15 protein-coding genes and 2 tRNA genes are annotated in these 19,812 nt (G+C 63.6%); 16 read left to right on the forward strand and 1 reads right to left on the reverse strand.

The annotated features are described in order from the left end of the window. The first annotated feature begins 148 nt into the window (after nucleotides 1–148). The 8 genes from tolB (at nucleotide 149) to AC1ZQA_RS03535 (ending at nucleotide 5,847) form a co-directional block, all read left to right on the forward strand. On the forward strand, nucleotides 149–1,474 hold the full coding sequence (tolB, locus tag AC1ZQA_RS03500) for a Tol-Pal system beta propeller repeat protein TolB (RefSeq protein ID WP_482678443.1): 1,326 nt from the start codon (nucleotides 149–151) through the stop codon (nucleotides 1,472–1,474). A 77-nt stretch (nucleotides 1,475–1,551) separates the two neighbouring features. Then, entirely contained in the window at nucleotides 1,552–2,094 is a 543-nt protein-coding gene (gene pal / locus AC1ZQA_RS03505) for a peptidoglycan-associated lipoprotein Pal (protein WP_482679268.1), read from the forward strand. After that, nucleotides 2,091–2,909, forward strand: a complete 819-nt coding sequence (gene ybgF / locus AC1ZQA_RS03510) for a tol-pal system protein YbgF (protein ID WP_482678444.1) — start codon at nucleotides 2,091–2,093, stop codon at nucleotides 2,907–2,909. Before pal ends, ybgF begins: the two co-directional genes overlap by 4 nt. Next, entirely contained in the window at nucleotides 2,906–3,607 is a 702-nt protein-coding gene (gene queC, locus AC1ZQA_RS03515; RefSeq protein WP_482678445.1) for a 7-cyano-7-deazaguanine synthase QueC, read from the forward strand. Before ybgF ends, queC begins: the two co-directional genes overlap by 4 nt. A gap of 109 nt (nucleotides 3,608–3,716) precedes the next feature. Next, a complete protein-coding gene (locus tag AC1ZQA_RS03520) occupies nucleotides 3,717–4,832 on the forward strand; it encodes a YeeE/YedE family protein (protein WP_482678446.1) in 1,116 nt (371 codons plus the stop codon). 14 nt (nucleotides 4,833–4,846) lie between these two features. Further along, nucleotides 4,847–5,629, forward strand: coding sequence for a tRNA threonylcarbamoyladenosine dehydratase (locus AC1ZQA_RS03525; protein WP_482678447.1), 783 nt, complete (start codon nucleotides 4,847–4,849; stop codon nucleotides 5,627–5,629). A 21-nt stretch (nucleotides 5,630–5,650) separates the two neighbouring features. After that, nucleotides 5,651–5,726 (forward strand) — tRNA-Lys (locus AC1ZQA_RS03530). A 45-nt stretch (nucleotides 5,727–5,771) separates the two neighbouring features. Then, nucleotides 5,772–5,847 (forward strand) — tRNA-Lys (locus AC1ZQA_RS03535). Nucleotides 5,848–5,937: 90 nt separating this feature from the next. On the opposite strand, the gene AC1ZQA_RS03540 is transcribed toward AC1ZQA_RS03535, so the two are convergent. Continuing rightward, complete coding sequence (locus tag AC1ZQA_RS03540) at nucleotides 5,938–6,177, reverse strand: helix-turn-helix transcriptional regulator (protein ID WP_482678448.1); 240 nt, start codon at nucleotides 6,175–6,177, stop codon at nucleotides 5,938–5,940. A 152-nt stretch (nucleotides 6,178–6,329) separates the two neighbouring features. Between AC1ZQA_RS03540 and AC1ZQA_RS03545 the strand changes: the two genes are divergently transcribed. The 8 genes from AC1ZQA_RS03545 to AC1ZQA_RS03580 all read left to right on the forward strand — a co-directional run bounded on the left by AC1ZQA_RS03545 (nucleotide 6,330) and on the right by AC1ZQA_RS03580 (nucleotide 19,720). Continuing rightward, nucleotides 6,330–7,787 carry an IS5 family transposase gene (locus AC1ZQA_RS03545; RefSeq protein ID WP_482677102.1) on the forward strand — a complete coding sequence of 486 codons (1,458 nt, stop codon included), beginning with the start codon at nucleotides 6,330–6,332 and terminating at the stop codon, nucleotides 7,785–7,787. A gap of 809 nt (nucleotides 7,788–8,596) precedes the next feature. Continuing rightward, nucleotides 8,597–9,130 carry a CZB domain-containing protein gene (locus AC1ZQA_RS03550; protein ID WP_482678449.1) on the forward strand — a complete coding sequence of 178 codons (534 nt, stop codon included), beginning with the start codon at nucleotides 8,597–8,599 and terminating at the stop codon, nucleotides 9,128–9,130. Beyond that, nucleotides 9,127–11,229, forward strand: a complete 2,103-nt coding sequence (locus tag AC1ZQA_RS03555) for an EAL domain-containing protein (protein ID WP_482678450.1) — start codon at nucleotides 9,127–9,129, stop codon at nucleotides 11,227–11,229. The genes AC1ZQA_RS03550 and AC1ZQA_RS03555 overlap by 4 nt, the downstream gene beginning before the upstream one ends. Further along, complete coding sequence (locus AC1ZQA_RS03560) at nucleotides 11,226–11,780, forward strand: pilin (protein WP_482678451.1); 555 nt, start codon at nucleotides 11,226–11,228, stop codon at nucleotides 11,778–11,780. The genes AC1ZQA_RS03555 and AC1ZQA_RS03560 overlap by 4 nt, the downstream gene beginning before the upstream one ends. A 3-nt stretch (nucleotides 11,781–11,783) precedes the next feature. Then, the gene (locus tag AC1ZQA_RS03565; protein WP_482678452.1) at nucleotides 11,784–12,179 is read left to right on the forward strand and encodes an FHA domain-containing protein; all 396 of its coding nucleotides are present in this window, start codon (nucleotides 11,784–11,786) and stop codon (nucleotides 12,177–12,179) included. A gap of 152 nt (nucleotides 12,180–12,331) precedes the next feature. Then, nucleotides 12,332–13,744 carry an STAS domain-containing protein gene (locus tag AC1ZQA_RS03570; protein WP_482678453.1) on the forward strand — a complete coding sequence of 471 codons (1,413 nt, stop codon included), beginning with the start codon at nucleotides 12,332–12,334 and terminating at the stop codon, nucleotides 13,742–13,744. A 45-nt stretch (nucleotides 13,745–13,789) separates the two neighbouring features. Continuing rightward, nucleotides 13,790–14,569 carry an oxygen-binding di-iron domain-containing protein gene (locus tag AC1ZQA_RS03575; RefSeq protein WP_482678454.1) on the forward strand — a complete coding sequence of 260 codons (780 nt, stop codon included), beginning with the start codon at nucleotides 13,790–13,792 and terminating at the stop codon, nucleotides 14,567–14,569. Nucleotides 14,570–14,671: 102 nt separating this feature from the next. Next, nucleotides 14,672–19,720 (forward strand): diguanylate cyclase domain-containing protein, encoded by a 5,049-nt coding sequence (locus AC1ZQA_RS03580; protein ID WP_482678455.1) that lies wholly within the window; start codon nucleotides 14,672–14,674, stop codon nucleotides 19,718–19,720. Nucleotides 19,721–19,812 lie beyond the last annotated feature (92 nt).

Consider the following 19,812-nt stretch of genomic DNA (forward strand, 5'->3'; position numbering starts at 1 on the left):
CTGCAACTCGGTCTTGCTGTGGCAAAGTCTGATTCAATTGCGCATTGCAGCAAGACTTGCCAATTTTTACGACGGCGTGTCTGCTGTCCTTCTTAGAATTTCATCGCTGCGTCTGTCCAGATTGCCTGAGCCGGGCGCGCCCCATCCAATGACCTCCATGCTGCGACGCCGATTTGTTCTTGGTTCCCTCTCCACCCCGCTCGTTCGCGGAGCCGCTTCATTCGTCGGGCTCGCCGCGCTGGCCAATTCGGCGCAAGCGCAGTTCAAGGTGGATGTCTCGGGCATCGGTGCCACGCAGATTCCGGTGGGCATCGGGGTGTTTCGGGACCCGAACAATTGTCCGCAGCCGATTGCCGACATCGTCCGCGCCGATCTGACGCGCAGCGGGCTGTTTGCGGTCAGCAACCTCGGTGGGCAGATGCTCACCGAACAGGGGCCGCCCAACTATGCGGCCTGGCGTTCGCAGAACCTGGAAGCAGCCGCCGGTGGCAGTGTGGTGCAGGCGGCGGGCGGCCGCTGGCAAGTGCAGTTCCGCCTGTGGGACGCGGTGAAGCAGGCCGATCTGGGCGGTCTGGCACTGACCGTCACGCCGGGCGATCTGCGCCTGGCGGCGCACAAGATCAGCGATTACATCTACCAGAAACTCACCGGGCAGCGCGGCGTGTTCGCTACGCGCATCGCCTACATCACCAAGGCGGGACAGCACAATTTTTCGCTCAACATCGCCGACAGCGACGGCGCGAATCCGCAGTTCGCATTGCGCAGCCGCGAGCCGTTGCTCTCCCCGGTATGGTCGCCCAATGGGCAGGATCTGGCCTACGTTTCATTCGAGACCGGCAAGCCCGTGGTCTTCATGCAGGACGTGCGCAGCGGCGCGCGCCGTGCTGTGGCCAATTTCAAGGGGTCGAACAGCGCCCCGGCGTTCTCGCCCGACGGCGGCACGCTGGCCGTGGTGCTCACGCTCACCGGGCGCTCGCAGATCTATCTGATGCCCAGCACGGGCGGCACGCCACGGCAGCTCATGCGCTCGTATTCCATCGACACCGAACCGACTTTTTCTCCCGACGGTCAGAGCCTGTATTTCGTCAGCGACCGCGATGGCGGTCCGCAGGTCTACAAGGTCGGTCTGAACGGCGGCAGCGTGCAGCGCATCACCTACAGCGGCGGCTACAACGTCAGCCCCGCCATCAGTCCGGATGGCAAGACCCTGGCCTACATCTCCCAGCAGGGCAACAGCTACCAGCTATGGTCGATCAACCTCGCGACCAACGCCACGCAACTGCTCGACGACGGCAGCGACTGCGGGCACCCCAGTTTTGCCCCGAATGGCCAGATCGTGCTTTATTCTGCAGGCGGGCGTGGCGGTGAAGTGCTCAAGACGGTCTCCATCGACGGTCGCGTACGCTCCACCCTGTCGCAGGCCGGTGTGCAGGTGCGCGAGCCCAGCTGGGGCCCCTGGACACCGGATCGTTGATCCCGTCATTCTTCTTTACTTCCCTTTCGCTTTTCCCACTCCCCACCACCACGTTTCGATCGGAGAATCACGTGAACATGCGCTCTACCCTGGTTTTCACCGCACTTGCCGCCGCCCTGGCCCTTGGTGGCTGCGCCTCGCCTGTCCCTGTCAAGCAGGCGCCTGTCGAGTCCAAGACCCCCACCCCCACCGAAAGCGGCACAGCGGGTGCAAACGCCAACGGCGCGGGCCAGAATCAGGTGGCTGCCGTGCAGGCGCCCGCCGAGTCCAATGCCGGCCCTGGCCCCAACGTGCCGAAGAGCATCTATTTCGCCTTCAACAGCTACACGGTGGAAAGTCAGTACACCCCGGTGCTCAACGCCAACGCCACGTATCTCACCCAGCACCCGCAGGCGCATGTGCAACTGCAGGGCAACACCGACGCGCGTGGCAGCCGTGAGTACAACCTCGCGCTGGGCCAGAAGCGCGCCGACGCCGTGATGAAAGGCCTGAAACTCCTCGGCGTGAAGCCCTCGCAGATGGAAGCCATCAGCTACGGCAAGGAAAAGCCCAAGGCGCTGGGTACGACCGAGGCGGACTACGCCGAGAACCGTCGCGTTGACATCGTCTATCAACGATGACCCGCGCCCGTTTCTCTCTGCGGATTGCTGCGCCGTTGCGCCAGGCGCAGCGGGCTCTGCCAGCCGTCATGCTGGCGGCGGGGCTCGGCATCGGGCTGGCGGCGCCAGCCCATGCCGACATGTTTCCGGACAATGAAGCCCGGCGTGCCATTCTCGATCTGCGCAACCAGGTTGCGCAGAATCAGCAGGCCACGCAGGCGCAACTTGCTCAGCAGGCGCAGCAGATCCAGCAGATCCGCACCTCCCTGCTCGACCTGTCCAACCAGATCGAGCAGATGCGCGGTGAAATTGCCCAGGTGCGCGGCAAGCAGGACGCCGCCACGCAGCAGCTCAACGATGCGCTGGGCAAGCTGCAGGCCAGCCAGCAGCAGCTCACGCAGCGGCTCAAGCCTCTGGAGCCGGTGCAGGTGCAGATCAACGGTCAGTCGTACACGGTGCAGCCTGCCGAAAAGGCGGCCTTCGATCAGGCACTGGCCACCTTCCGCAATGGCGACTTTGCGGGCAGTGCCACGCAGCTCAAAGCCTTCCTCGCGCAATATCCCGCCAGCCCGTATGACGCCGATGCCCAGTACTGGTTGGCCAATGCCCAGTACGCGCAGAAGCAGTACAAGGACGCCATCGCCACCTTCCAGGGCCTCATTCAGAGCAGCCCGAACAACCCGCGCTTGCCCGAGGCCTTGCTGGGCCTGGCGAACTGCCAGATCGAAATGCGACAAATTGCCGCCGCCCGCAAGACGCTGAGCGAGCTAGTGAAAACCTACCCGCAGTCCGAAGCGGCGCAGGCGGGCCGCGATCGTCTGGCCAAGTTGCGGTGACCACGGCTGCAACACCGGCGGCCGTCGTGCTGCTTTCGGGCGGCATGGATTCGGCCACCGTGCTGGCCCTGGTGCGCGAACAGGGGTTTCGCACCTACGCGCTGTCGCTCGACTACGGGCAGCGCCACCGGGCCGAGCTGCAGGCGGCGCGCCATGTGGCAACGGCGCTGGGCGCCGCGCAGCATGAAGTCATTGCGCTCGACCTCAGCCGCTTTGGCGGTTCGGCATTGACCGATCACACACTTGACGTGCCGACAGCAGGTGCGCAGCCCGGCATTCCGCTCACCTACGTTCCAGCACGCAATACCGTCATGTTGTCCCTGGCGCTGAGCTGGGCCGAGGCGCTGGGAGCGCAGCATCTTTTTTATGGCGCCAATGCGGTGGACTATTCCGGCTACCCCGATTGCCGCCCGGAGTATGTCGCCGCATTCGAGCGCATGGCCAATCTGGCGACCAAGGCTGCAGTGGAAGGCCGACCGACGCAGATCCATGCGCCGATCATCGCCCTGAGCAAGGCCGACATCATCCGCACCGGTCTGCGTCTGGGTGTGGATTTCGCGTTGACGGTGAGCTGCTACCAGGCCGATGACGCAGGCCGAGCCTGTGGCCGGTGCGACGCCTGCCGCATCCGGGCGCAAGGCTTCATCGACGCAGGAGTGGCCGACTGCACGCGCTACCAGGGCGCTCCCGGCGCCTGATCGTTGCCGCACAAAACCCAGCGCAGCGTATCGGCGGCACCCGTCGTGGAACAATAGCGCTCCATTGTCGAATCGCAGGGCGCCGCCCTTCAGCGCCTCCACCCGTTTCATGTCGTCCCCCTCCCTTGCAACCATCCATGCCACTGTGCTGTGGGGCGCATTCGCACTCAGCGTGGTGTTCGGTGCCATCATGCAGCGCACGCGTTTCTGCACCATGGGCTCGGTCAGCGATATCGTCAACATGGGATCGTGGACGCGCATGCGCATGTGGATTCTGGCCATTGCCACGGCCACCATCGGTTTCAACCTGCTGGCCGCCGGCGGGCAGATCGACGCGGCGCAGACCATCTACACCACATCCCGGGTGCTGTGGCTGTCGGCGCTCGTGGGCGGGCTGATGTTCGGATTCGGCATGGTGCTGGCCTCGGGCTGCGGCAGCAAGACGCTGGTGCGCATCGGCGAGGGCAATCTCAAGGCTGTGGTCGTATTTGTGATGATTGCGGTGTTTGCCTACATCACCCTGCGTGGCATCACCGCCGAGGTGCGGGTGCATTTCATCGACAAGGTCAGCCTGCAGCTCTCTGGCCCGCAAGACCTGCCCGCGATCTTCGCCCATCTCACCGGCCTGCCGCTGCGCAGCCTGCAGGCGGCGCTCGGTCTGGGCGTGGGGCTGCTGCTGGGCGGCTGGGCACTCAGCGCGCGCGAATTCCGCACCGCCAACAACCTGCTCGCCGGCTTCGGCCTGGGTGCGGTGATCGTGGGAGTCTGGTTCGTCTCCGGCAAGCTGGGCTATCTGGCCGAAGACCCGCAAACCCTGCAGGCCGCTTATATTGGCACGCAGAACAACAAGATGGAGTCGCTGAGCTTCGTTGCCCCGCTGGCCTACACCCTGTTCTGGTTCATGATGTACAGCGATGCGAGCAATGTGCTGACCCTGGGCATCGTGTCGGTGTTCGGCGTGATTGCCGGGTCGGCCGGCATGGCGCTGCTGAGCCGCCAGTTCCGCTGGGAAGGCTTTCGTGGCGCGGAAGACACCGCCAACCATCTGGTGGGCGGCGCGCTGATGGGTGTGGGCGGCGTCACCGCACTGGGCTGCACCATCGGTCAGGGCATGAGCGGCGTATCCACCCTGTCGATCACCAGCTGGATCGCCTTCCTGTCCATTGTCGGCGGCGCGGTGCTGGGGGTGAAGTATCAGGCCTGGCGCGTGGAGCGCATGTCCTGATGCCTGCGCATCCCATGTCCGAACAGGACCCGTTGGCACCCGATGTCGGTCGGCGTTTCAGCGGGCTAGCACGGCTGTATGGCGAGCGGGGCGCGCAGCGCATTGCCCAGGCGCATGCAGTCATCATCGGCCTCGGCGGCGTGGGCTCCTGGGCTGCAGAAGCGCTGGCCCGCAGCGGCGTGGGCCGCCTCACCCTGATCGATCTCGATCATGTGGCAGAGTCCAACATCAACCGCCAGATCCAGGCCCTGGACAACACCTTCGGCATGTCCAAGGTGCTCGCGCTGCAGGAGCGCTTTGCGCAGATCAATCCGCTGTGCAGCGTTGTGTGTATCGAGGACTTTGTCGATGCCGACAACGCCGCAGCGCTGATCCCGGCAGACGCCAAACTCGTGCTCGACTGCTGCGATCAGGTTCGCGCCAAGGCCGCCATCGCCGCACTCTGCCTGCATCGCCGTCAGCCCATCTTCATGGCCGGGGCCGCCGGTGGCAAGCGCCATGCGGACGCGCTGCAGTGCGCCGACCTGGCCGACATCACCCACGACCCGCTGCTGGCGAATGTGCGCTATCAGTTGCGCCGCCAGCATGGCGCGCCACGCAGCGGTCGCATGGGCGTGTTCTGCGCGTTCAGCAAAGAGTCCATCGTCCGTCCCGACAACCCGTCCTGCGACCCGCTCGCGGACGAGAGCAATGCGCCGGACAACAGCCTGAACTGCGCCGGCTTTGGTTCCAGCGTCATGGTGACTGCGTCGATGGGCATGATGCTGGCGGCACGCGCGATCGACGCCGTGCTATGATTTCTGGCTTGATTTCGAGTGGGGTCGTTAGCTCAGTCGGTAGAGCAGCGGACTTTTAATCCGTTGGTCGCGTGTTCGAGTCACGCACGACCCACCACCCCAGAAATCGACCAGACAACGCAGTTAAAATCAAACTGGTTGCGGGTTGTTAGCTCAGTTGGTAGAGCAGCGGACTCTTAATCCGTAGGTCGACAGTTCGAGCCTGTCACAACCCACCAATAAATCAACCACTTAGCGAAGATCTACACACCATCTGTCATCTTCGTTTCCGCTTTAATGTTGATGAGATGCCCCCAACTGGGCACCTCTCATCCCTTGAAGGGACTCTGACAGTCTGAAGGACTGCCTGCGGCGCTCAGAGTCGCCACAAACCGTTCCAAATCTGCAACACGCCAGCGGGTTGTTCCCGCAAGAGTCACCGGAGGAGGAACCCGCCCTGCTCTGGCCTTGCGCCAAAGGGTCGATTTGCCGATACCGAGCATTTGTGCTGCAGCCTTGTCGTTCAGGAGTAGCGGCTTTGCGCTGCCTGGATTGTCGTTTTTCATCATCGAACTCTCCCGCCCCGGCATTGGGGCGTGATACCTAGTCCCCCCTGCAAAACCCCTGCACCCCGCATGAATGCACACTTTGTTGTGTTTTTCGGTGCACCGAATCCCTTGAGAAACGTTATGGTGGAGGCGATTTTCTGAGGGATTTCTGGATGGCAACGCCCGACTTTTTCCGCAGCCGCATCGACGCGATGATCAACCTGGGCGACCCGCTGGCGGTGCTGGCCACACGACTGCCCTGGGCGCAACTGGAGGCGGCCATTGCCGAGAAGTTTGCGCGCCAAGTGCGCGCAGGCACCGTGGTCGAAGGCATGGACCTGTTCGGCCCCAATCAGGCACTTGTGGGTGCAGGCGCCAGTGCTGCGGGTCGTCCACGGCTGCCCCTGCGGCTGATGATCAGCCTGCTGTATCTGAAGCACACCTTCAACGTCAGCGATGAGGAACTGGTCGTGCGCTGGAGCGAGAACGTGCTGTGGCAGTTCTTCTCGGGCCAGGCGTACTTTGAACACCGCCTGCCGTGCGACGCGACCCAGGTCGGGAGGTTTCGCCGCGCCTTGGGGGAAGACGGCCTGGAAGAACTCCTCAAGGCCACCATCGACACGGCTGTGGCCACCCGCGCCGTGCAGCCCCAGGAGCTGCAGCGGGTGATCGTCGACACCACCGTGCAGGAGAAGGCCATCGCCCACCCCACCGACAGCCGCCTGCTGGAGATCGCCCGCCACAAGGTGGTGCGCAGCGCCAAACAAGCAGGCATCCCCCTCAAGCAGACCTACGCCAAGGAAGGCAAGGCCTTGCGCTTCAAGGCGGCAGGCTATGCCCACGCCAAGCAATTGCGGCGTCTGCAGCGCGTGATCAAACGCCAGCGCACGATCCTGGGGATTGTGCTGCGCGCGGTGCAGCGCACGCTTCAGGCGGCGGACTTTGTCCCGTCTTCCCCCAAAGCGCTGGCTGCGCTCCAGGAGTGGATGGCCCGGGCTGAAGCCGTGCGCACGCAGCAACCCAAAGACAAGAACAAACTCTACGCCCTGCATGCCCCGGAGGTGGAGTGCATCGGCAAGGGCAAGGCGCGCAAGCCCTACGAGTTTGGGGTGAAGACGGCCGTGGTGGTCTCGCACCAGCAGGGGCTGATGCTGGGGGCGCGCACCTTCCCCGGCAATCCCTATGACGGCCACATCCTGCATGCGGCACTGGAACAGGCCACCATTCTGATGCAGGACTGGGCCGTGACCATCCAACATGTCGTCGTCGATCTGGGCTTTCGCGGGGTGGATGCCGACAACCCGGGCCGGCACATCCTGCACCGCGGCAAGTTCAAGCGCCTGACTGCACAGCAGCGCACCTGGCTGCGCCGCCGCTCGGCGGTAGAGCCGGCCATCGGACACTTGAAGGCCGATCACCGCCTGGATCGCTGCTGGCTCAAGGGGGCGCTGGGCGATGCGCTGCACGCCCTGAGCTGCGCGGCGGGCTACAACATCAAATGGCTGCTGCGCGCCATCGTCCGTCTGGGCCTGGGCCCGGTTTTTTTGCGCCTGCTGCGCCAGGCGCTGGGGGGTGCGCGGGCGATGGGCGCCTCACCGCCCGCCCGCGGCCCCGCTTGGGCACTGGCCTGAGACTGTGGGCTCGCCGCCCCAATCCCGACGCGGCTGTCTCATGGGGTGGCGTTCCGTCCGGTTGGGGAACGGAAAACGAATTTTGCAGGGGCGACTACCTACAGTTCGCATGAAAATTTTGATCGCGCCGACCTGTGACGGCGGCCAGCATAGGGCGGCTGACTTGCGTGATCGCCGCGATGGCGGGAAGGGCGCAGATCAGAAACTTTTCACCTCAATGGCGCCTCCACCCCTTGCGCGGGCAGAAGGATGGCATCGCATAGAGCGAGATCGCACTTCACTCCGGTTTGGTAGACCTGCCCACCTGCACCATCCTGCACACTGTCAAACTGCGCCCATCATTCGCTGCGACTCTGTGGGACGACTCAACGCAATCCCGGAACCAGTATGGAAGCCAGCCTCAGACGCTCCCATGTTGGCCTACTGTTGAAGTAAGGTACATAACATGCACTTACAGAAAAGTACATGTTGTTGTTGATGTAAATCAAACATGGGTTTCGTTTTTTGGATAGCGAAATTTCTTGTTTCTTTTGTCGTTGTGAGATAAATCACAGAAATTTGTTTAATCGCACCCCAGGAATGCGGGGGCGCGTTTTTCGCTCCAAAGCACATTTAGGATTCCGACGTCAAAGACTGAAATCGACGATTTACAGTGTTTTGATGATCGCGCTCCTGCTCGTCAGCCTTGGGGATACGCCTGCCGCTATGCACTGCGTGTCGGGCACCCTGGTGTCAATCGGCAGCGCAAGCGATTCTGTTGATCGAACGGTCATGCGGGCTGCTCGACATGAACAAATTTGGAGTCTGCAATGAGTTGGCTGGATTGGCTGCGAAAAAGAATGGACTCGGCGAGCCCGGACAGGGCCGCAGCACAAGAGGCTGATCCTTCCGCAGAGACTGAGGAAGACGAGATGCCCTCTCGCCCCGAGACGGCTGATGACATCTCGGAGCGCTCAGGCCTGGATTTCTACTCGGCGATCGCCACGCACCAACGTTGGAAAAACCGCCTGAAAGACGTCGTATCGGGGCGATCACAAGACACACTCGATCCCGCAGTCGTTGGCCGGTGCGACGCCTGCGACCTGGGAATGTGGCTGGAGACTCAGGCCAAGGATGCGCGCATCCCTGCGCAACTGATGGACCAGCTCAGACAGGAGCATGCGCAATTTCACAAACTTGCTGCGGACATCATTCGGCTGTCAGATCAGGGGCGGAATGAGGAAGCGATGCAGGCCTTGCGGACCGATGCTCCCTATAACCGCGCCTCCCACCGCGTTGCCAGACTTCTCAGTCAGATCTATTTCGAGCTCAGCGAGTTTCACAAACCTGGTGTCCAGCCATGAGCGCCGCAAACGCATACGCGGTCGCCGCGCAGATGGAGGATGTGTTGCGCAACCTGCCAAGCGCCGTGGTGGTGTTCGATGCCGCAGGCCAGGTCGCGCAAATCAATCCAGCCTGTCTCGAACTCTTCAACTTGCGTCTGCATCCAGCCGAACTGGTCGGCCAGGGGTGGCGCACTTTTTTTGACCATCTGGCTCCGGCGCTCGACGATCCCGAGCCTGAGTTGGAGCGCATCAAGTCCCTGATTCGCCAGGATCGCCCGGATCAGGCAGACATCCGTCTGCGCGGAGGGCGACATGTCTTGCGCCATTACGTGCCCCTCCTGCGGGATGGCACCATTCAAGGTGCGCTGTGGCAGCTGCAAGATGTCACCGCCATCAAGGAGCAGCAGGGCAAGCTGGAATTTCTCACCGAGCGGGACCCGCTGACCGGACTGCTCAACCGGCGTGGCGTCGATCGCCGCCTGCACATGCTGGAACACCACCCCTTGGGGCAGCAGGGATTTACCCTCGCACTGTTCGATCTGGACGACTTCAAACGAATCAACGACACCCTCGGCCATCCGGCAGGAGATGCCGTTCTGGTTGAAGTGGCGAACCGGCTCAAGACCCTGGTGCGTCTGAGCGACATGCCGGCGCGCATCGGAGGCGATGAATTTGCCATCCTCATGCCGGAATGCCGCTCGGAGGAACAGGCCATCCAGGTTGCAGACCGTCTGCTGCGTGCCATGGCAGTGCCCATGAACATCGCCGAGACCACCTTGCAACAGGGCTGCTCCATCGGTCTGGCGGTGCAACGCCGTGCCGGCGACTGCAAGCTGGAGGTATTTCAGCGCGCCGATCTGGCCCTGTATGACGCAAAGAGTGCTGGACGCGGCCGGTTCAAGCTGTATTCGCAGCGACTCAAGCACCAGCACGACACCCTGCACCAGCAGCGTGCAATGCTGCGCGAGGGTTTGCAGCAAGGTCGTCTGCAACTGCATTTTCAGCCTGTTCTCACCATCGAGCCCGAGTCCTCGCGATTTCATGTGCGCAAATTCGAAGCACTGGTCCGGCTGCTGGATGCACAAGGGCAATTGCGCCGCGCCGAGGAATTTGAAACCGCGCTGGCCGACGCGCAGCTCGGCATCGAGGTGGATCGCTACGTGCTGGACGCCGCGCTGCGGCAACTGACGGCGTGGCAACAGCAGGGGTTGCGGCTCAAGCTGGCCATCAATGTCTCGCCGCATCATTTTGCCCATCCCGATTTTGTCGGGACGGTGCGCGAGACACTCGCTGCTTACCCCGATGTGCGCACGCAGGATCTCAGCCTGGAAATCACCGAACACGGCCCGTCGCTCAATTTGCGGGTGGTCAACGCCACCATTCTTGAACTGCGTCGCCTGGGCCTGTCCATCAGCCTGGACGACTTTGGCACCGGCAACGCCAGTCTGGCACACCTGCAGCAGTTCGATGTCTCGGTGGTCAAGATCGACCGCAGCTTCGTCCGCGATCTGCTCCAGGACGGCATCGATCTGAGCCTGAGCTACGGCATGTTGCGGCTGGCGCAGATGCTGGGCATCAGCGCCATTGCAGAGGGCGTGGAAACGCGCGCACAGTGCCGGGCCCTGTGCCTTCTTGGGTTTCGCCACTTGCAGGGCTATGTGTTCGCGCAGCCCATGCCTGCAGGGCAGGTGCCGATCTGGTTGGAGCGCCACACGCAGGAACTGTCGTGGCTGGCTGCGCTGGCCAAACCGCAGATCGTCGATGCAGAACGCGCGGTCCAGGCGCTCGTCACCCACCGCATGCGGGCGCGCAAGGTGCTGGCACGCACGATGGATGCTGCGGAAATGCAGGCACTGCTCAATCCCCAGGCCCCGCAGCATTGCGCGCTGGGTCTCTGGCTGGAGCAGCAGGCGGGTCAATGGGGCGATGCTCCGCCATATCAACAGTTGGTGCAGGCGCACACCGAGTTTCATGAGTGCCTGACCGCTGCGATGCACAAAAACGACGCAGACGCCGATCTGCGACTCAGTCACAGCAGTGCCGCTGTCCACGCGGCCTTCTGGAACTGGATTCTGCACACACCGGAACAGGATCAACAGGAACCGGAGGTGTCATGACAACACATCGAGTGACGCATCGCGGCACACCAGACACGGCGCGTGCGCGGCGCGAAGCAGGCTTTACCCTGATCGAATTGATGATCGTGGTCGCCATCATCGGCATTCTTGCTGCGGTGGCCATTCCCCAATACCGCGATTACATGGTGCGCGCTCGTGTGACCGAGGGCATCAACCTGACCTCGGGGATCAAAAACGCCGTCGCCGAGTATTGGGCAACGCATGGCAGTTTCATTTCAGACTGGCCGAGTACCGATCCGGTGTGTACCGGCGCAACAACAGCCTGCACGCAGGCCTATGGCGCCGAACCGCCTTCAGGTACTTACAGCATCAGCGTCCTCGTGGGCTATGGCGGCACCATCATCATCACCTACAACCAGCTTCTCGACCCCAACCAGGCCAACGGCTACACCTTGGTGCTGCAACCTGCACCAAGCGAGGGCAGCCTGCGCTGGGTGTGCTTTTCCGGGGGGCAGACCACGAAAGATGGTGTCACCGCCAACGCCACGCCCACCCTGCCGTCCAAATATGCTCCCCCACCTTGCCGCTGAACCATGAGCAAACTTCTCGTCTTTCTTCCGGGCGCAGTCAGTCATGCCATCGAGTTGCGGCTGCCCCGTTTGCACATCGGCCGACATGGCCACAACACCATTGCGCTGCCTGACCCGCGCGTCAGTGGCGTGCATGCCGTGCTGCAACACACCGAAAGTGGCTGGTGGATCGAAGACCTCGGCAGCACCAATGGCACCTGGCTCAACGGCAAGCGCATCAACGCCTCGATTCTGCTGCCGGATGATGTGCTACGGCTTGGCGACAGCACCTTGCGTCTTTTGCTCTCGCCGGAAAAACCGCGCAAGCAGCAGACGCCCGAGGGCCTCGATCAATTCCACGAAGCACTCACCTTGCCTGCGGATTTTGGACCGACCGACCTGATGCGGCCCGACGCATGAACAAGAAAGCCCAACCCAAGACCGCTCCCGGCTTCCTGAGTCGACTGAGCCGATTTGTCCGCCACCCGACCACCGACTGGGCGTTGACGCAGTTTCAACCTGGCGAACGGCCTGATCCAGGCAGAGAAGCTGCACGACGGCGGGAGGCGCAAATGCTCGATCGCGCTGCGGTTCTGATCCGCGATCGGGAGTTCGACGTCCTGCGCCGAGAAATGCGCAACCGCAGATCGCAGTTCGGGCAAGCCCTCGAAGGCCTGTCCATTCCGTCTACGCTGCCACCGCCCCCGCTGCGCGCCGCCACTCGCCAACACACTCTGCACAAGATCGACGCCATCGAGCGGCAGATCCAGAATGAACACAAGCGACAGCTCAGTCCCACACAGCCCGTCAGTCTGATCATGCAAAGCGGTCTGGCGCAAGTGGGCTTTGCGGCATCGACCCTGCGTCCCGGCGCATCGCGTCGCAGCGCGCCGCGCCTGGCCGACAGTCGCCTGCACGCGCCCACGCGGCCGCAAACCACCTTGCCCCTCGCCACCCAGCCGCTCACGCAGTGGGGGCAAACCGTGCCGCCGCTGCCCGCCGTGATCGAACTGGCGTCCTTCGATTTTGCAGAGGGCCGCGACGCCCAGGTGGAATCCCAGCTCCTGACTGGCTTGCAAACTGAGGGGGGTCTGGTTGCGAAGCAGCAGGTCTTCCAGGCGCTGCTCGATTTTTACTGGGCGACCGGCCAGGCCGACAAACTGCAGTCCCGCTCGCTGGACTACGTGCGAGACTATGGACAGACCCCGGTGCCGCGCCCTGAACTCGGGCCTCTGCAGACCGCAAACCTGCAGACCGTGAGTTTTTTTTCTGCGGAACAATTCGACATCCTGCAACTGCGCGCCTTCGAACGCTTTGTCGCTGAGAGCGCCACCCACCTGCTGCTGGACTGGTCTGCGCTGGTCACCATTCAGGACGCGCAGCGCGGCCCGCTTGCCGACGCATTGCGCATGTTGAATGACCGCGCCGTCGAACTCGATCTGCATGGCACCGACATGCTGCTGGCGGCAACCCGGCTGCAATCTGCGCCGAGGGTCTCTGCCGACACGACCCTGCGCCTGCAGGTCTTGCGCCTCATGGGGGACGAAGCCGCTTTTGTCGATCTCGCGGTGGAGATCTCCATCGCTTGCGCCTGTTCGCCGGTGGACTGGACGCCCCCTCGGTTCAAGCGTGTCGGCGGGTCGGAGCGGGGCCTGACGACCCAGCACAGCGCCGTGCGTTCCTTGCAGGCAGGAACCCACGTCGGGCGCGCCGATGCCGGATTGGTGCAGACCACAGCCCGTCTGAGTGGCAATCTGTCGGGCTCGGGCAATGCGTTCCTGCGCTCTCTGAGAGCACAGGCTCAGCACGCCGACGCGATGACCGTGGACCTGCAAGCGGTGCAGCGGGTGGACTTTGCCGCAGCAACCGACCTGCTGAACTGGGTGGAAGCCCAGACACAGCTTGGCAAAGTCATCGAGTTGCGCGGCGCGCACACCCTTCTCATTCCCTTTCTGCAATCGGTCGGCCTGCAACTGCAGATCTGACTCCGAGCACAGCTTTCCATTTCGTTTTCAGGCAACACCCGGCACATGTCCATCGAACTCTACAAAGACGCCCACCACGCGTGCGTGCTGTTCACCGATCTCGTTCCCGACGAGGACGCGGTGCAGGCCAATCAGTTTCTGATCGTCGACCACGACGAAGGCGTGATCCTCGACCCGGGCGGCAACATGACCTACAACGAGCTGAGCCTGACCATGCGCAAGTACATCGCGCCGAACAAGCTCGACTACATCCTGGCTTCGCACGCCGACCCGGACATCATCGCCTCGCTCGATCGCTGGATGACCTCCACCCAGGCCAAGCTGGTGATCTCGTCGCTGTGGGCGCGTTTCGCGCCGCATTTCTGCAAGCTCGGCAAGACCGATAACCGCGTGATTGCCGTGCCCGATTCTGGCGGGCGACTGCGTTTCGGGCAGACCACCCTGTGGCTGCTTCCCGCGCATTTCATGCACGCCGAGGGGAATTTTCAGTTCTACGACCCGGTGAGCAAAATCCTGTTCTCCGGCGATCTGGGCGTGTCGCTCCTCAGCGGCGAGCGGGCCGGCCATGTGATCGCCAATCTGCAACCTTTCCCGCATGGCATGGAGGCATTTCACCGCCGCTACATGGTGAGCAGCAAGATTCTCAAGCTCTGGGTCAACATGGTGCGCAAGCTCGACATCGTGATGATCGCGCCGCAGCATGGTGCGCCCATTGCCGGGCCGGCGATCGGCCAGTTGCTCGACTGGCTCGACGGACTCGCCTGCGGCATCGACCTGATGGGGCCGGGGCAATATCAGATTCCCGCGGAAGAATTGCGTGTTTGAACGCAGTCCGAGCGCAGCAACTGCAACGTTGGTTCTCTTTCGGCTCTCCCTGTTCCAGTTGGGTCGGGCGGCGCCCCACACGCACCTTTCGTCAGACGACGCATGACATCACGTCGGGTTCACTCCGCCCTCAGCCTGCTGCTGCTCAATGCCATCCTGTTCCTGAGCTACAGCCTGCTGGGGAAACTGCCGTCGCTGCTGTTCACCTTCGTCTCGCCCTTCTGGCCCCCGGCTGCGCTGTCCGTTTTTGCCGCCTTGCTGTGGGGCTGGCGGGCAATGCCTGCGATCTTTCTGGGGTCGCTGTGGGTGAACTCAGACTTGTTCCACTGGAGCCTGGCTGGTGCGTCGTGGGTCTCCCTGGGCAATGTCCTTGCGCCGATGGCGGGCTATTGTGGTCTGCGGCGCCATGCGACTGCGGAGCAGGCGTTCTGGACCTCTCCGGCGGCCATCAGCCGCTTCCTGTTCTGGATGGGAGCGGTCGCCGGCCTGCTGTCCGGGCTGTTTGGCGCACTGGGACTGGTAGGCCTCGAAGGCCAGGACAACGCGCTGTTTGTTCCGACGCTCTGGCAATGGGCAGTCGGCGATGCCTGCGCGGCGCTGATGCTCGTGCCCGTGGCGCACTTGCTCTGGCAGCAGCGCCACAGTGCGGTGAGCTGGTGGCGTCTGCTGCTGCAGCCCGAAGGACTGGCAGCGCTGGCATTCAGCGTGCTCGTCTGGGGACTGGCGTTCTTCGCCCCCGGCCTGAGCCTGCCGGTGCGCCTTGGGCTGCTCGCCATGTTGCTGCTGCCGCCGATCTGGTCGGTGTTCCGTCTGGATCAGCGCATCACTCTGCTGCATCTGGCGGTGGCCTTCATTCTGGTTCTCGGCGCCACGATCTCGGGTTACGGCCCCTATGCGGGCTTGCCGCTGGCGCAGGCCGTGGTGGGCATCGAGCTCATGGGCATGGCGATGGCCGCGAGCATTCTGTATGCCGGCGCCCTGCACAACCAGCGGCAACAGGCGCTGGCTGAGCTGCGCGTGCTGAACCTGCATCTGGAGCGCCGCGCCGAAGACCGTGCCCAGGAACTGTTGCGCAAGGAGCGGATCTTTCGCGACATGATCGAGCGCCTGCCGGCGCCGACCGTGATCACCGATCCGGCCACGGCACAGGTGCTGTACGCCAACCCCGCCGCACGCGAACTGTTCGGCAGCGGTCAGGCCAACCCGATCGGCATGTCAATGCTTGAGCAATGGGTCGATCCTGACACCCGTCAGTCCTTGCTGGCCGAAGTGAAGCGCAGCCACGCCGTGCAGAACCGTGAAATCGCCTTTCGCCGTCTGGATGGGTCGATCATCTGGGTGCTGGCCTCGGTGATCGAAACGCACTTCGACCAGACCGACGCCCTGCTGTTCGCGTTCAAGGACATCACCGAACAGGTGCAGCGCGAAAAAATCCTGCAATCGCAGGCCCAGACCGACGCGCTCACTGGCGTGCCCAACCGCCGCCACTTCATGGCACAGGCCGCGCAGCGCCTGCACGACCTGGCCGCACAGGGATTGGCCGCCGCCTTTGTGCTGTTCGATCTGGATGACTTCAAACAGATCAATGACACGCGGGGGCATGCCTGCGGCGATCGGGTCCTTCAGCAGGTTGCCAGCCTGCTGAACGAAAAGAAACGCCCGCAGGACGTGTTCGCCCGCCTGGGCGGCGAGGAATTCTGCCTGCTGCTGAGCGATGTCAGCGCCGAGCAGGCGCTGGAACTGGCCGATGCCATGCGCCGGGAGCTTGACGGTCTCATTCAGGTCTGCCCGGATGGTCAGGTCATCGCGCTGCCAACCTGCAGCATCGGCGTGGCGTGGACGCAGCCCGAGCCCGGCGTGCCAGACGCGCTGCTCGCCGCCTTGATGGAACGCGCCGACATGGCACTGTATGACGCGAAATCCGGAGGCAAGAACCGCAGTGTGCTGTCCGACGCACCGGCAAGGTCGGTGGAACGCAGCGCTCGGTCGTCTCCTGCGCTGCGTCGGCAGGCCCAGTCCCTGCTGCCGCTGTCCCTGCTGCATGCCCTGGCGGCAGAGGTGCACTTTGGCCGGTTTTTCGAGCGCGCGGCGCAGGCTGCCGCACACCTGGTCGGCGCCGATGGTGCTGCCTTCATCGAGCGCGACGGCGACATGCTGAGCTACCGCTTCTTTCACGGTCTGCCTGATTCGCATCAGCAGCAGTTCGCCGCGCATCGGTTTCCTGCCGATGAGGGAACCGCAGGACAGGTGGTGCGCGAAGGACGTGCGTTCTTTCATGCCGACTATGCCGCCAGCCCGGGCGCCCTTCCGGCCTTCGTCGACAGCGGTCTGAAGGCCAACTATCTGGTGCCTGTGCGATCGGGCGCGCAAACCCTCGGCGTACTGGCCATTGCCTGGTTTTCGCGCCATCCAACATCCGAGCCCGACCCGGAGCAGGCCGAGAACATCCACCTGCTCGCCGAGCTGATGGCCGGTGCCCTGCGCCGCGAACGTCTGGAACGCAAGCTGCGCAAGCGCGCGACACGCGACGCCCTGACCCGGCTGCCCAACCGGGCCAGCCTGGAACAGCATCTGGCACGTGCCGTGGCGCGCGCACGGCGGCAGCAGCAGATTCTGGCCGTGGGCATGCTCGATCTGGATGATTTCAAGCCGGTCAACGATCAATGGGGACACGCCGCAGGAGACGCCTTGCTGCGCAGTTTTGCGCAACGTCTGCAGCAGTCGCTGCGCGACACCGACTTCGTCGGCCGCCTGGGCGGGGACGAGTTTGTCCTCGTCCTGGAAGGATTGACCCAGCTCACCGATCTGGAAGCCACTCTGTCACGCCTGCACGACGTGGTGCAGGCGCCCTTCGACTTGCCCGATGGGCACAGCGCCTGTGTCGACATGAGCCTGGGGCTGGCGCTCTATCCCCACCACGGTGCGGATGCCGACACCCTGATCCGCGCTGCGGACGCGGCGCTCTACGCCAGCAAGACCCATAAGGCCCAGCGGACCACTTGGTGGCAGCTCGCTGGTCAGCATCAGGAGCCCATCCCGCCCGCAGCGGCGCTGTTGCCCGCGCCCATTGCACCGTATGGCGCGGATGCACAGCGCCTGCTGCGGCTGCTTGCGCCGCAGGTCGACGCATTCGCCTCGGGCTTCGTGCAGCAGTTCTACACCGAACTGGCGACGCAACCGCAGATGCAGGCGATCCTGCAAACCCTGAGCCCCACCGAACAGACCCGGCTGTATCGCGCGCAGGAGGCGCACCTGCTGGCCTTGCTCTCGCCCGATCTGGAGGAGGCAACGCATCGCGGCGACGCCCGCAGGCTGGGCGCCATCCACGCGCTGACCGGGGTCTCCACCACGGTCCTGGTCGAGTCGCTGGAAACCTATCTGCAACAGGCAGTCAGCCTGATTCGGCACACGCTGTTGCGTGAGACCGATCGACAGCCCTTGCAGCGCGTCATCACGGGACGGATCCGCGTGGAACTGCAAGCGCAGGCGCAGGGCGAGCAGGAGACCATCGATCAGTACACGAACTGGATTCAGGCGGCCACGCAGATTGCCACAGACTTTGTCAACCGCATCGACTTCATGCACTGGGTGCTGGAGGAACTGGTGCAACTGCCGGGCATCCAGGCGGTCGCCTTTGGCCGCCCGGATGCGATGGGCCAGCCCGTGGTGGAGTTCGCCACCCCACGCTTCAACGCGTATGTGGCGCACTTCAAGCGCCACGGGCAGGCGTATCTGCCGACGCTGGAATCCGAGAGTCCGCTCTCAAAGGCCACGCAGATTCGTGCCTGGAGAAACGAGCGCATCGAAACCGTGTCCAGCTTCTCGCAGGACGCCCGTGCGCATCCCTGGCGCGAGGCGGCTGAAGTCGTGGGATTTCGCAGCGCGGTGTCGATCCCGATCCGCGATGACAACGACCGCATGGCCGCCATTCTGACGCTGTATGGCGCCCACCCCAATCAATTCGAGTCACACTGGATGCTGCACAGCCTGACGCCGCTCGGGCAACTGTTCACCCGCGCGCTGAGCCATGCGCGGCGCGCACCGGCACAGGTGCTGCCGGACCAGCAGCGTCTGGCGTGGCGCGCGCGGCTCACTCCCGAGGGGCTGGACATGCTGCTGCAGCCGCTGGTCGATCTGCGCGACGGCAGGGTCAAGCGGGTCGAAGCCCTGGCGCGGCTGCGTCTGCAGGACGGGAAGCAGGTGCTGCCGGGAGAGTTTCTGCCGTGGTTTGGCGCCAGCGAAATCACACGGCTGTTTACTCTGGGGCTGGAGAAGGCGATTGCGCAGATCCTCGCGCTGGAGGCACAGGGCGTGCGCCTGGAACTCTCGATCAACCTCCCTCCCGAGGTGCTGATGCAGCCGGAGTGCCCGAACTGGATCGCCCGAGCCCTTGAACGTACCGGCCTGTCGCCCGACCGCCTGCACATGGAACTGCTGGAAAGCGGAGACTTTCATGACGCCCCGCGCCGTGATGCCGCAGTGCAGGCGCTGTCCGCGCTGGGCGTGCGCCTGGAGATGGACGATCTGGGCTCGGGTTACTCGAGCCTGCTGCGGCTGCGGCAATTGCCGTTCCAGACCGTCAAGATCGATCAGGGCCTGGTGCGCGAGGCGCAGAAGGATCCCCGCCGGGTGATTGGGTTCATCGGGTCGCTCATTCGCCTGGCGCACACCCTGGAACTCGACGTGGTGGTCGAGGGACTGGAATCGCCCGCCTTGATCGAAGTGGCGATGGTCCTCGGCGCCGATTTCGGGCAAGGCTTTGCGCTGGCGAGGCCGATGCCTGCCGCAGCCCTGAGCGACTGGATTCGGCAATTTGCCATCACCGTCGATCCAGCGCGACCCACAACTGCGCTGGGTGCCCTGGCTGCACACTGGCTCTGGGAATATGGAGGGCACGATCGGGATGCAGCCGACCCGGAACGGGCGCATGAGCACTGCGCGCTTGCGCATTACTTGCGAATGCAGAGTTTGACGGACGGTGAGGTCGGCCATGTCCACGCAGACATGCACCGCCTGGCGCGGGACAAGGGGATCAATTCCGCCGAGTACCGCGCCACGATGTCGCAGATGGTGACGTTGCTGATGAACGCACCAGCAGGACACGCCGTGGGCGATGCGCAGATGCACAGCGAAATTGATGCGCCGATATAACGCCCCGCATCTGGGCGGGTTCGCCAACGCCTTCCAATGCTATGCATCGGAAGGCAAAGAATGTAAATTCGATGCGCATGATCCATGCCGCA

Source organism: Thiomonas sp. DCM-2 (assembly GCF_056820905.1).

What these genes read in the sequence shown, in the direction of transcription:
- tolB (WP_482678443.1), top strand. Translation starts at nt 149, where the DNA reads ATGACCTCCATGCTGCGACGCCGATTTGTTCTTGGTTCCCTCTCCACC.
- pal (WP_482679268.1), top strand. Translation starts at nt 1,552, where the DNA reads ATGCGCTCTACCCTGGTTTTCACCGCACTTGCCGCCGCCCTGGCCCTT.
- ybgF (WP_482678444.1), top strand. Translation starts at nt 2,091, where the DNA reads ATGACCCGCGCCCGTTTCTCTCTGCGGATTGCTGCGCCGTTGCGCCAG.
- AC1ZQA_RS03520 (WP_482678446.1), top strand. Translation starts at nt 3,717, where the DNA reads ATGTCGTCCCCCTCCCTTGCAACCATCCATGCCACTGTGCTGTGGGGC.
- AC1ZQA_RS03525 (WP_482678447.1), top strand. Translation starts at nt 4,847, where the DNA reads ATGTCCGAACAGGACCCGTTGGCACCCGATGTCGGTCGGCGTTTCAGC.
- AC1ZQA_RS03540 (WP_482678448.1), bottom strand. Translation starts at nt 6,177, where the DNA reads ATGATGAAAAACGACAATCCAGGCAGCGCAAAGCCGCTACTCCTGAAC.
- AC1ZQA_RS03545 (WP_482677102.1), top strand. Translation starts at nt 6,330, where the DNA reads ATGGCAACGCCCGACTTTTTCCGCAGCCGCATCGACGCGATGATCAAC.
- AC1ZQA_RS03550 (WP_482678449.1), top strand. Translation starts at nt 8,597, where the DNA reads ATGAGTTGGCTGGATTGGCTGCGAAAAAGAATGGACTCGGCGAGCCCG.
- AC1ZQA_RS03555 (WP_482678450.1), top strand. Translation starts at nt 9,127, where the DNA reads ATGAGCGCCGCAAACGCATACGCGGTCGCCGCGCAGATGGAGGATGTG.
- AC1ZQA_RS03560 (WP_482678451.1), top strand. Translation starts at nt 11,226, where the DNA reads ATGACAACACATCGAGTGACGCATCGCGGCACACCAGACACGGCGCGT.
- AC1ZQA_RS03565 (WP_482678452.1), top strand. Translation starts at nt 11,784, where the DNA reads ATGAGCAAACTTCTCGTCTTTCTTCCGGGCGCAGTCAGTCATGCCATC.
- AC1ZQA_RS03570 (WP_482678453.1), top strand. Translation starts at nt 12,332, where the DNA reads ATGCTCGATCGCGCTGCGGTTCTGATCCGCGATCGGGAGTTCGACGTC.
- AC1ZQA_RS03575 (WP_482678454.1), top strand. Translation starts at nt 13,790, where the DNA reads ATGTCCATCGAACTCTACAAAGACGCCCACCACGCGTGCGTGCTGTTC.
- AC1ZQA_RS03580 (WP_482678455.1), top strand. Translation starts at nt 14,672, where the DNA reads ATGACATCACGTCGGGTTCACTCCGCCCTCAGCCTGCTGCTGCTCAAT.